Origin of the sequence: Mesorhizobium sp. LjRoot246 (genome assembly GCF_964254115.1) — a bacterium.
Taxonomy (GTDB): Bacteria; Pseudomonadota; Alphaproteobacteria; order Rhizobiales; family Rhizobiaceae; genus Mesorhizobium.
Genome location: NZ_CAXUSN020000001.1, coordinates 3,578,997 through 3,590,470, shown reverse-complemented (window position 1 = coordinate 3,590,470; position 11,474 = coordinate 3,578,997). Strand labels below are relative to the sequence as shown.

Genomic DNA, 11,474 nt, shown 5'->3' with positions numbered 1-11,474 from the left:
TACCGTCCCTATATGTCCTTTCACTGGAACCCATTGCCGGGAACCGGAGAAGGATAACGGATGATTCGATTTACCTTGGCGTTGTTCCTGCTTGCTGTTCCCGGCGTGGCTCACGCCACGGACGCCGGCTGGGCGTTGCTGCGCGATGGCGGGCATGTCGTGCTGCTGCGCCATGCCATGGTCACCGGCACCACCGATCCGGCCAATTTCGACATCGACAGCTGTGCCACCCAAATGAACCTGTCGGCGCGCGGCAAGCAGCAGGCGAGCAAGATCGGCGCTCTGTTTGCCGCCCGTGCAGCACCGATCGAGCGCGTGCTGTCCAGCCGCTATTGCCGCTGCCTCGACACCGCCCGCATCGCCTTCGAGGCCGAGCCGGAACTGTTTGCGCCGCTCGATCTCCTGAAGGGCGACGAGACCCAGAAGACCGCGCAGATCGCGGCGATCCTGAAGGAGATCCGCGCCTATTCCGGCTCCGATAATCTGGTCATGGTCACCCATCTCGAAGATATCACGGCACTGACCGGTGTTTCGCCGCGCGAAGGCGAGGCGGTGGTCGTCGAGCCGCAAGGCGATGGCCTGCGCGTGCTCGGCCGCGTCACCTTCTGAGCGCGCTGCGCTTGATCGATGACGCCGGAAGCGGTGTTGCCAAAATGCCACCGCTGAAAGAAGCCGCGAATTCGCCGTGACAATGCCGCTTGCGACAACCCGTCGCAGGGGCTATAGGCGCGCTCCCGGTCACGAGAACCGAAGTGAGCACAACGGTTGGAGCTTTCGTCTCCGCCCGTGCAGGCGGCTTTGCCACCCTGTATACGGCGCCGCTTTGGGGATTGGGATCGCGGATGTAGCTCAACTGGGAGAGCGCCGGATTTTGTCCGGAGGTTGTGGGTTCGAGTCCCGTCGTCTGCACCACGGATAGCTCAGCTGGAAGAGCATCAGATTGTTAATCTGACTGTCGAAGGTTCGATTCCTTCTCCATTGGCCTGAAAAGCCAGCACCCTACCACGGTGTTATCTGAAAACGGTCCGGGGACTGGAATGCGAAAGACTGGACGGATGGCCCAAGCCTTCGGGCACGGATCAACCTGAGAGTCTTTCGCCATCGGCTCGCGGCCAGGCCCGCGGTGACGATCAAGGCGCAGTGCTGCCGGCAAGGGAGGCCAAGGCCTCCGGCGCTCGCTTCGTCGCCCCGCGATCCGCTCCCGAAGGCCCGCCGTGGATTGATGCCACCAGTCCCCGGATCCATTCGTGCCCGGACTACGACGTGAAACGAGAAACGAAGGGAAGATCGACGCATGACGTGACGCCTCGCATGGGGCCATGCCCGACAGGAGTATGACAATGACCATTCTCGACAAGGTTCTTGGGCGCGAGCGCGTCCTCGTAAGGGAAAACGAACGTGCCCTCACCCTGCACAAGGGTGAGATCAAGGCTGTCCTGCTGCCGGGCGAACATTGGCTCGCCAACCGGCGCGGCAGCCTTGAAGTGTCGCGGCACGATCTGAAGAACCCGGAATTCATTTCGGCGTACGAGAAGGCGTTGTTCGACAAGCTCCCGGATGTGGCCGCTCGTCATTTCACCGTCGTTCGCACCGGGCGTACGGATGTCGCCGTTATCGAGCGCGACGGCAATTTGCACGCCGTTCTGGCGCCGGATCGCAAGCTCGTGCTGTGGACGGATGCCGGTCCGTGGAAGGTGACGCTGATCGACACATCGGTCGATCTCGCCATCGATGCGGTGGTCATGCGCCGGCTCGGCCAGGCCCGGAAGGCGGAATTGATGTCCGTCCATCCGGTCGTCGACGGTCAGGCCGGGCTGCTGTTCATCGACGGTGTCCTGGTCGGGACGCTTGCCGCGGGCGTGCATGGCTTCTGGAACGTCGGACGCATGGTGCAGATCAAGGTCGTCGACCTCAAGCGCCAGTCGCTCGATGTTGCCGGGCAGGAAGTGCTGACCAAGGATCGCGTGACGATCCGCGTCAACATCGCTGCCGAATACCGGGTCGTCGATCCGGTCAAGGCGGTGAGCATGGTGAAGGACTTCTCCGAAGCCCTTTACCGTGCCCTGCAGTACGCCTTCCGCAAGACGCTCGGCGCGCTGACGCTCGACCAGATCCTTGAAAAGAAGGTGACGATCGACGAGGAGGCGGCAGCCAAGGTCCGCGCCGATATGGCCGGGATCGGAGTGGAGGTCAGCGATATCGCCCTCAAGGATGTGATCCTGCCGGGCGAGATGCGCGAGATCCTCAACCAGGTGGTGTCGGCCGAAAAGCAGGCCGAGGCCAACATCATCCGTCGCCGCGAGGAGACGAACGCAACGCGTTCCCTGCTCAACACGGCCAGGGTGATGGCGGAAAACCCGGTGATGCTGCGGTTGAAGGAGCTCGAGGCTCTGGAAACCATCGCCGGCAAGGTCGAGCGGCTGACCGTCCACAACGGAACGGGCGGCCTGCTCAACGACCTGGTCAAGCTCCGCGACAGCTGATGCATGTCGCCCAAAAGCGGTTCCGGTTTTGGGAAGCGACATGCATCGAAACAAAGGCTGACGTAACGTCAACGGAAGGGCCGCCGGGTCGACCGACGGCCCTTCTTGCGTTTCTTGAGTGCCCTACCCATCTGCGCCCGGCTTATCAGGCCTTTTCCTACCGGAAAAAACCGATTAGACAGCGCCCAAACAAGATGCGGACAGATTCCGCCCGCAACCGAAGGAAAAGCCCTTGTCCACCACGTTCGACAAAGTCGCCAAGATCATTGCCGACACCAGCGAGATCGATATCGACACCATCACGCCCGAGAGCCACACGATCGACGATCTCGGCATCGACAGCCTCGATTTCCTCGACATCGTCTTCGCCATCGACAAGGAATTCGGTATCAAGGTGCCGCTGGAAAAGTGGACCCAGGAGGTCAATGACGGCAAGGCGTCGACCGACGATTACTTCGTCATGAAGAACCTGTGCGCCAAGATCGACGCGCTGGTTGCCGCCAAGACCGCCTGACGTCGGTTGAGCGCGCGATCTTGACGCGCTCTGCCGCCTGACCCACAAAGCCGCCCATGAGCAGCCCCCGCGACGTCGTCATCACTGGTATCGGCCTTGTCTCCTCGCTGGGAGAGGGGCCGGACGCCCACTGGCAGAAGCTCGCGCAGCCGGGCCTGCAGCCGGTGCTCGAAGCGGCGCGCTTTGCGCCCTACACCGTCCATCCATTGCCGGAGATCGACTGGAACCTGCAGATTGCCAAGCGCGGCGACCAGCGCCAGATGGAAACCTGGCAGAGGCTCGGCACCTATGCCGCGGGCTTGGCGCTGGACGATGCCGGCATCAAAGGCAATGACGAACTCTGCACGACCATGGACATGGTGGTGGCCGCTGGCGGCGGCGAGCGCGACGAAGCGGTCGATGCCGCCATTCTCGCCGCTTCGGAAAGCCGCAACGACCGCGACGTGCTGCTCAACGAGAAATTGACCACCGAATTGCGGCCGACGCTTTTTCTGGCCCAGCTTTCCAACCTGCTCGCCGGCAACATCTCCATCGTCCACAAGGTGACGGGCTCGTCCAGAACCTTCATGGGCGAGGAAGGTGCCGGCGTCGCGGCCGTCGAAACGGCCGCCGCGCGCATCCGGTCGGGCCAGTCGACGCACATTCTGGTCGGCGCTGCCTTCCAGACCGAACATTCCGATATGCTGCTCGGTTATGAGCTCGCCGGATATCTGCATCGCGGCCCATGGAAGCCGGTCTGGCAAAGACAGGGTGCTGAGGGCGGTGGCGTCGTCACCGGCTCCGGCGGAGCCTTCCTGGTGCTGGAGCAGCGCGAACACGCGACAAGCCGCGGACGAAAGATCTATGCCGAGCTCGGGCCGGTCGTCTCCGGCCGCGCCAGGCGGCCGCGCGGAGAACTCGACGCCGAGATCGCCGCGCTGCTCAAGCAGGCTGCATTGCCGAACGGCAAATTGCTGACCCTGTCGGGTGCGTCGGGCGCTCATACGGCAACCGCTTCGGAAAAAATCGCACTCGATGCCAATCCGGCAATCGCCGCCCGCGGTTTTTCGACGCTGACGGGCCATATGAAGGAAGCGCAGTTTCCGTTCGCCGTGGCGTTGGCGGCACTGGCCGTCGACCGCAAGGCCGCCTACCCTGTTTTCGACGCCGCAGCCGAGACGCCGTTCGAAGGCGTTCCCGGAGCCGCCCTTGCAACGGCGATCGGCTATCACCAATTCGAGGGCATGGCGCTGATCAACGCCGCCTGAGGCGGTGTTCCATGGATCCATGCTGCAACGATAAACGCTCGAGGGCTCCCGGATGGCCAATCTGAACGATCATATGGGCAGGCCGATCGTCGCCGTCACCGGCATCGGCGTGGTGACCTCGCTTGGCGTCGGCAAGGCCGATAATTGGGCGGCGCTGACCTCGGGCAAGTCGGGCATCCACCCGATTACCCGTTTTCCGGTCGATCATCTCAACACCCGCATCTCCGGCATGGTCGACTTCCTGCCGTCGAGCTCGAAGGGCTCCAGCCACCTCACCTATGAACTGGCGGAAACCGCCGCGCGTGAGGCCGTGGCCGAATCCGGCCTCGATTCCGATAATTTCGGTGGTCCTCTCTTCCTCGCTTCACCGCCGGTCGAACTCGACTGGCACGACCGCTTCGCGCTCTACAATTCCGATAATTTGGACTCGGGCGGCGAACGGCTGCTGCGGGTGGCGCGCGGATTGAAGGAACTAGACATTTTCGAGACCACGCAGTTCGGCTCGATCGCCGACCGGCTTGCAGACCGTTTCGGCACGCGCGGCCTGCCGATCACGCTGTCGACCGCTTGCGCTTCCGGCGCCACCGCCATCCAGCTCGGTGTCGAGGCGATCCGCCGCGGCGAATGCGACCGGGCGTTGTCGATCGGCGCCGACGGCTCCGCGACCGCCGAGGCGCTGATCCGCTTCTCGCTGCTGTCGGCACTGTCGACCCACAACGACATTCCCGAAAAGGCGTCAAAACCCTTCTCCAAGGAGCGCGACGGTTTTGTCCTCGCCGAAGGCTCGGGTGCGCTGGTGCTGGAATCGCTGGAGGCCGCCCTTGCCCGTGGCGCCACCGTCCTCGGCATCCTGCGCGGCTGCGGCGAAAAGGCTGACGATTTCCACCGCACCCGGTCGAAGCCGGACGCTTCGCCGGCAATCGCGGCGGTCCGCGCTGTGCTTGCCGATGCCGGCTTGAGCGAAGACGAGATCGACTACGTGAACGCCCACGGCACTTCGACGCCGGAAAACGACAAGATGGAGCATCTGTCGCTGTCGACCGTGTTCGGCGAACGGATCGGCTCGATGCCGGTCTCGTCGAACAAGTCGATGATCGGCCACACCCTGTCGGCGGCAGGCGCCGTCGAGGCGGCGTTCTCGCTGATGACGATGCGCGAGAGCGTCATTCCGCCGACCATCAACTACGACAATCCCGATCCCGCGATCGTGCTCGACGTGGTACCGAACAAGAAGCGCAATGCCGAGGTTCGCACCGTTCTGTCGAACTCCTTCGGCTTCGGCGGCCAGAACACTTGCCTTGTCATGGCGCGGGAACCGGTCTAAGCGACGTTTTTCAGCCAGACTGAACCGACAGGCCCCATGCGCGCATTGCAACTTATAGAGGACCGCCGTCTTGAGACGGTGGACCTGCCGCCTCCCCCACCGCCGGCACTCGGCGAAGTCACGCTGCGCATCAAGGCGGTGGCGCTGAACCATATCGACGTCTGGGGTTGGCGCGGCATGGCCTTCGCCAAGCGCAAGCTGCCGCTGGTCGTCGGCGCTGAAGCCTCCGGCGAGGTCGAGGCGGTCGGCCCCGGCGTCTCCAGCCTGCTGCCCGGACAATTGGTGTCGATCTACGGCGCCCGCACCTGCGGCCTTTGCCGAGCCTGCCGCGAAGGCCGCGACAATCTCTGCGAGCATGTTTCGGGCGTTCACGGTTTCCATCTCGATGGCTTCGCACAGGAGAAGATCAACCTGCCGGCCCGCCTGCTGGTCCCTGCTCCACCCGGCGTGACCGACATCGGTGCGGCGGTGGCACCCGTCACCTTCGGCACCGTCGAGCACATGCTGTTCGACAACGCCAGGCTGCAGCCCGGCGAGACGATCCTCATCCATGCCGGCGGATCCGGCATCGGCTCGGCGGCCATCCAACTGGCCAAGCGGATGGGCTGCACCATCGTCACCACGGTCGGCTCGAACGACAAGATCGACAAGGCCAAGGCGCTCGGCGCCGACCATGTCATCAACTACCGTGACGACCGTTTCGAGGGCGTCGTTCGCAAGCTGACCAAGAAGAAGGGCGTCGATGTCGTGTTCGAGCATGTCGGCGCCGACACCTTTGCCGCCTCGATGCTGTGCCTGAAGCGTGGCGGCCGCCTGGTGACCTGCGGTTCGACGTCCGGCGTGTCGACGCAGATCAACCTGATGCAGCTATTCCAGCAGCAACTGAAGCTGCTCGGCTCCTTCGGCTGCCGCATGGAGAACATGGCCAATGCCATGCAGAAAATGGCGGCGGGACAGGTCGCACCGGTCATCGACACCGAAGTTGATTTCGATGGTATCGATGCGGCGTTGAAGCGCATGGAAGGCCGCGACGTGTTCGGCAAGATCATTCTGCGCGTCGGCTAAAGCCTTGACCTCTGTATTCAAGAAGTTCCGCCGGGACCTGAAATTTCGTTACGGCAGGCAGTTGCGCCAGCTCAACTACTGGCTGGTGGCCCGCGCTGCCATGATGATCATCTCGGTCCTGCGTCTGCTGCCGGCCGATAGCGCGCTGAATTTCGCAGACCGCATCGCACGCCGCGTCGGCCCCTGGGTGGGGCGCCATCAGGTCGCCGTCGACAATCTGCGCAAGGCCTATCCGGAAAAGAGCGAGAGCGAAATTCAGGCGATCGCCTCCGACATGTGGGGCAACATGGCCCGCCTTGCCGCCGAATATATCTTTCTCGACGCCCTGTTCGACTATGACCCCGCGGCCGGCAAGCCCGGCCGCGTCGAGGTCAAGGGTACTGAACATTTCGTCGAGATCGCCGCCGAAAAGCGGCCGCATATCGTCTTTACCGGCCATCTCGGCAATTTCGAACTCTTGCCGGTGGCGGCGGCGACTTTCGGCATGAACATCACGGCGCTGTTTCGCCCACCCAATAACCCCTATCTCGCCGACTACATCCTGTCGACGCGCCGCTCGACCATGGGCTCGTTACTGCCATCGATGGCCGGCGCCTCATTCGCCTTGGCGGCGGTCCTGGAGAATGGCGGCAACATCGGCATCCTCGTCGACCAGAAATTCTCCAATGGACTGGATACGACGTTCTTCGGCCGTCCCTGCCAGAGCAATCGGGTGCTGGCCACCCTCGCCCGTCACTACGATTGCGACGTCTATCCGGCGCGCTGCGTCAGGCTGCCAGGCAACCGCTTCCGGCTCGAAATCGAAGACAAGTTGACATTGCCGCGCACCGCTGACGGCAGCGTCGATGTCCACGCCACCACCCAGCGCCTCAACGACGTGGTCGAACGCTGGGTGCGCGAAGATCCCGGCCAGTGGATGTGGTTCCACAAAAGGTGGGAGATCGGCGGCGGGCGAAAAAGACGGCCCTCGCAGGCAAAAGCGCCAGTCCCAAACGCTTAAGCAGAGCTGCTGGCGAGGAGATTACTCCCCGCACCAGCAGATGAAGCCAACATCACAAAATCTGAATCAACTCAATTGGTGACGACAATTCGCGTGTTGCCGAAGCCCACTTCCCGCACCATCGAATAGAAGGTCGCGGCATTGGCCGTGTGCAGCCGCACGCAACCATGCGACGCCGGACGACCAAGCTGCCTGACGGCGCCGGTTCCATGGATGGCATAGCCGCCATGGAAGAACACGGAGTAAGGCATCGGCGACATATGGTATTTGCGCGAATACCACATCCTGGCCGTGCGCTGCGGCCGATAGCTACCGCGCGGCGTGAAATAGCCGGTGCGGGCCGTGGAGACACTCCACCGGTAAACCGACAAGCCATATCTGACCGTCATCGTCTGCGATGATACGTCTATATTTGCAACGAGGCTGGCTGCCCAACCTTGCCCCGCAGCACCGAACAGCATCGCGACAAACACGGCTGCGATGAGAACTGTCTTTTTCATGCGATCAAACCCCTTTGATTGCCCCTTACTTGCCTGCCCTCACGTTGTTTTTCATCTTTTTAATGGCAGGTGAACGGGGTAACACGCACTCCTTGACCAATTCGCCAATCCAAAGCAGCGAATTTGAACGATTTCCCGCAATAGTTGCCGCAACGACACGCCGCACAGGCTTGATCACCTGCGGGCTTGCAAAACCGCTGAGATCGCTGCTCAACTCTGGGCATGAACGAGCGACTCCTCCAGGCAATCGATGACAGGCGCGACGATGTCGTCGCGCTGACCGCCGATCTGATCCGTTTCCCGACCATCAATCCACCCGGCGAGGCCTACCGGCCATGCGCGGAATATCTCAGCGCGCGGCTGAAGAAGAGCGGTTTCGAGACTGAATTCATCCGCGCCGAAGGCACGCCCGGCGACACCGACCGCTACCCGCGCGTTAATGTCGTTGCCCGTTTCGACGGAAGGTCGTCAGGCGCCTGCGTCCACTTCAACTCGCATATCGACGTGGTTGAAGCCGGCGACGGCTGGACCGTCGATCCCTTCGCCGGCATCGTCAAGGACGGCAAGGTCTATGGCCGCGGCGCCTGCGACATGAAGGGCGGTCTGGCAGCCTCGATCATCGCCGCCGAGGCCTTCCTGGAAGTGTTCCCCGACTTTCCCGGCGCTATCGAAATATCCGGCACCGTCGATGAAGAGTCCGGCGGTTTCGGCGGCGTCGCCCATCTGGCCAGGCTCGGCTATTTCTCAAAACCCAGGGTCGACCATGTCATCATTCCCGAGCCGCTGAACAAGGACCGCATCTGTCTCGGTCATCGCGGCGTCTGGTGGGCGGAGATCGAGACCAAGGGGGAGATCGCGCACGGCTCGATGCCGTTTCTCGGCGACAATGCGGTGCGCCACATGGGCGCCGTACTGCAGGCCTTCGAGGACGAATTGTTCCCCGCACTCGACCGCAAGATGACACGCATGCCGGTCGTGCCCGAAGGGGCAAAACGCTCGACCTTGAACATCAACTCCATCCATGGCGGCCAGACCGAGGATTTCCGGCCCGGTCTGCCCTCGCCCAACGTGCCCGATTCCTGCCGGCTGACCATCGACCGTCGCTTCCTGCTCGAGGAGGATCTCGAGACCGTCAAAGGTGAGGTGACCGGCATTCTCGACCGCCTGAAGCGCGAGCGGAAAAAATTCGACTACGAAATCCGCGACCTGATGGAAGTCTTGCCGCTGATGACCGAGCGCGACGCGCCTGTGGTCAAGGCGGTTGCGCAAGGCATCATGGCGATCTTCGACCGCGAACCCGACTACGTCATTTCGCCGGGCACCTACGACCAGAAGCACATCGCCCGCATCGGCCATATCTACGATTGCATCGCCTATGGCCCGGGCATTCTCGATCTCGCCCACCGGCCGGACGAATGGGTCGGGATATCGGACATGGTGGAATCGGCCAAGGTGATGGCGATCGGGCTCAACGTGCTGCTACGCGGCACAGCCACGGGATAGCTCGCATCGCAGCAAGCTTCGACCGGCCGACGAGGCCGCCGGGACAAAAACATTCCCGGCCACGCCAACGGGCAGAACGAAACGCAATTTACTCCGCGGCGAAATCACGCTTCTATCGCCCGGGTTTGAGCACCTGTCTGAAACGCATGGGGAGTTGCACGATGAAATTGTGGAAAACCATTCTGGCGGCTGCAGTGCTGTCACTGGCCGCCGGCACCTCTGCGTTTGCCGCGCGCACCGACCTGGTCATCGGCATTCCACTCGAACCCCCGCATCTCGATCCGACCGCCGGTGCTGCCGCGGCAATCGACGAGGTCCTCTACGCCAACGTGTTCGAGGGCCTGACGCGTATCGGGCCGAATGGCGAGGTGCTGCCTGATCTGGCCGAAAGCTGGACCATTTCCGATGACGGCAAGACCTACACCTTCAAGCTGCACACCGGCGTGAAATTCCATGACGGCACCGACTTCAATGCCAGCGATGTGAAATTCTCGCTCGACCGTGCCCGCGCCAACAATTCGGTGAATGCACAGAAGGGGCTGTTCGCTGCCATCGACACGGTCGAAATCGTCGACCCCGCAACGGTCAAGGTCACGCTGAAGAACCCTCAAGGGTCCTTCCTCTACAATATGGGCTGGGGCGACGCGGTGATCGTGGCGCCGGAAACTGCCGACACCAACAAGGAAAAACCTGTTGGCACCGGCCCGTTCAAGTTCCAGAGCTGGGCCAAGGGATCGTCGATCACGCTGGTCAAATCGGACAATTACTGGGGTACGCCTGCCTCCCTCGACAAGGCCGAGTTCCGCATCGTACCGGATGCCGCGGCCTATGTGCCGGCGCTGCTTTCCGGCGACATCCAGGCTTTCCCGTTCTTCGATGCCGACAGCGTCGCGCAGGTCAAGGACGATCCGCGCTTCAAGGTGGTGATCGGCTCGACCGAGGGCGAGACCATCCTGTCGATCAACAACAAGAAGCCGCCCTTCGACAAGCTGCAGGTGAGGCAGGCGATTTCCTACGCGCTCGACCGCAAGGCGATCATCGACGGCGCCTCGGCCGGCCTCGGCCTGCCGATCGGCTCGCATATGTCGCCGGCCAGCAAGGATTATGTCGACCTCACCGGCCGCTACCCGCATGATGTCGCCAAGGCCAAGGAATTGCTGAAAGAGGCAGGCCTCGAGAACGGCTTCAAGGCGACGCTGAAACTGCCGCCGCCCGCCTATGCCCGCCTCGGCGGCGAAATCATCGCCTCGCAACTTCGCGACGTCGGTATCGATCTGGAAATCATTCCGGTCGAATGGGCGCAGTGGCTGGATCAGGTGTTCACCAAGAAGGATTACGACCTGACCATCGTCTCCCACACCGAACCCAACGACATCGATATCTATTCGCGCAAGGATTATTACTTCAACTACGACAATTCTGCTTTCGACAAGGTGATCGCCGATCTCGGTGTCACCTCTGACGAGGCCAAGCGCAAGGACTTGCTGGGACAGGCGCAGAAGATCCTGGCCGACGATGCCGTGGTCGGCTTCCTCTTCGAACTGCCCAAGGTCGGCGTCTGGGACGCCAAGCTGCAAGGGCTGTGGGAAAACGCGCCGATCCAGGCCAACGACTTGACCAAGGTGAAGTGGAGCGAGTGAGGCTGTTGGCCAAAGGGCGACGCTTGCGTTCCTTCGCGCCCCCCTCTGCCCTGCCGGGCATCTCCCCCTCAAGGGGGGAGATTGGCAGTTTCGGCGCCGCCGCCGAACGTGCAACGTTGACGATTGGCGAAAGCGCAAATGATAGCGACATCTCCCCCCTTGAGGGGGAGATGTCCGGCACGACAGAGGGGGGCGCCG

At 62.5% G+C, this 11,474-nt stretch carries 10 protein-coding genes and 2 tRNA genes; 11 read left to right on the top strand and 1 reads right to left on the bottom strand.

The genetic code is table 11. The features are described 5' to 3' along the window. Window positions 1-60: 60 nt before the first annotated feature. The 9 genes from ACSQ3L_RS17380 (at window position 61) to ACSQ3L_RS17340 (ending at window position 7,633) form a co-directional block, all read left to right on the top strand. A complete protein-coding gene (locus tag ACSQ3L_RS17380; RefSeq protein WP_436161068.1) occupies window positions 61-609 on the top strand; it encodes a histidine phosphatase family protein in 549 nt (182 codons plus the stop codon). A gap of 229 nt (window positions 610-838) precedes the next feature. Further along, window positions 839-912: transfer RNA gene (locus tag ACSQ3L_RS17375), tRNA-Lys, on the top strand. Window positions 913-914: 2 nt separating this feature from the next. Further along, window positions 915-982, top strand: a tRNA-Asn gene (locus ACSQ3L_RS17370). 358 nt (window positions 983-1,340) lie between these two features. Then, on the top strand, window positions 1,341-2,483 hold the full coding sequence (locus tag ACSQ3L_RS17365; protein ID WP_436161067.1) for a slipin family protein: 1,143 nt from the start codon (window positions 1,341-1,343) through the stop codon (window positions 2,481-2,483). Between the two features lie 232 nt (window positions 2,484-2,715). Then, on the top strand, window positions 2,716-2,997 hold the full coding sequence (locus tag ACSQ3L_RS17360; RefSeq protein ID WP_010909964.1) for an acyl carrier protein: 282 nt from the start codon (window positions 2,716-2,718) through the stop codon (window positions 2,995-2,997). A gap of 56 nt (window positions 2,998-3,053) precedes the next feature. Continuing rightward, window positions 3,054-4,244, top strand: coding sequence for a beta-ketoacyl-ACP synthase (locus ACSQ3L_RS17355; RefSeq protein ID WP_436161066.1), 1,191 nt, complete (start codon window positions 3,054-3,056; stop codon window positions 4,242-4,244). Window positions 4,245-4,296: 52 nt separating this feature from the next. After that, the gene (locus ACSQ3L_RS17350) at window positions 4,297-5,568 is read left to right on the top strand and encodes a beta-ketoacyl-ACP synthase (RefSeq protein WP_436161065.1); all 1,272 of its coding nucleotides are present in this window, start codon (window positions 4,297-4,299) and stop codon (window positions 5,566-5,568) included. 36 nt (window positions 5,569-5,604) lie between these two features. After that, complete coding sequence (locus ACSQ3L_RS17345; RefSeq protein WP_436161064.1) at window positions 5,605-6,633, top strand: zinc-binding dehydrogenase; 1,029 nt, start codon at window positions 5,605-5,607, stop codon at window positions 6,631-6,633. 4 nt (window positions 6,634-6,637) lie between these two features. Then, complete coding sequence (locus ACSQ3L_RS17340) at window positions 6,638-7,633, top strand: lipid A biosynthesis lauroyl acyltransferase (protein ID WP_436161063.1); 996 nt, start codon at window positions 6,638-6,640, stop codon at window positions 7,631-7,633. Window positions 7,634-7,704: 71 nt separating this feature from the next. Here ACSQ3L_RS17340 and ACSQ3L_RS17335 read toward each other — a convergent pair whose 3' ends face one another. Further along, a complete protein-coding gene (locus ACSQ3L_RS17335) occupies window positions 7,705-8,133 on the bottom strand; it encodes a L,D-transpeptidase (protein WP_436161062.1) in 429 nt (142 codons plus the stop codon). A 222-nt stretch (window positions 8,134-8,355) separates the two neighbouring features. Between ACSQ3L_RS17335 and ACSQ3L_RS17330 the strand changes: the two genes are divergently transcribed. Both ACSQ3L_RS17330 and ACSQ3L_RS17325 read left to right on the top strand, forming a co-directional pair. Continuing rightward, entirely contained in the window at window positions 8,356-9,636 is a 1,281-nt protein-coding gene (locus tag ACSQ3L_RS17330; protein WP_436161061.1) for an acetylornithine deacetylase/succinyl-diaminopimelate desuccinylase family protein, read from the top strand. A gap of 161 nt (window positions 9,637-9,797) precedes the next feature. Next, a complete protein-coding gene (locus tag ACSQ3L_RS17325; RefSeq protein ID WP_436161060.1) occupies window positions 9,798-11,276 on the top strand; it encodes an ABC transporter substrate-binding protein in 1,479 nt (492 codons plus the stop codon). The last annotated feature ends 198 nt before the right edge of the window (window positions 11,277-11,474 follow it).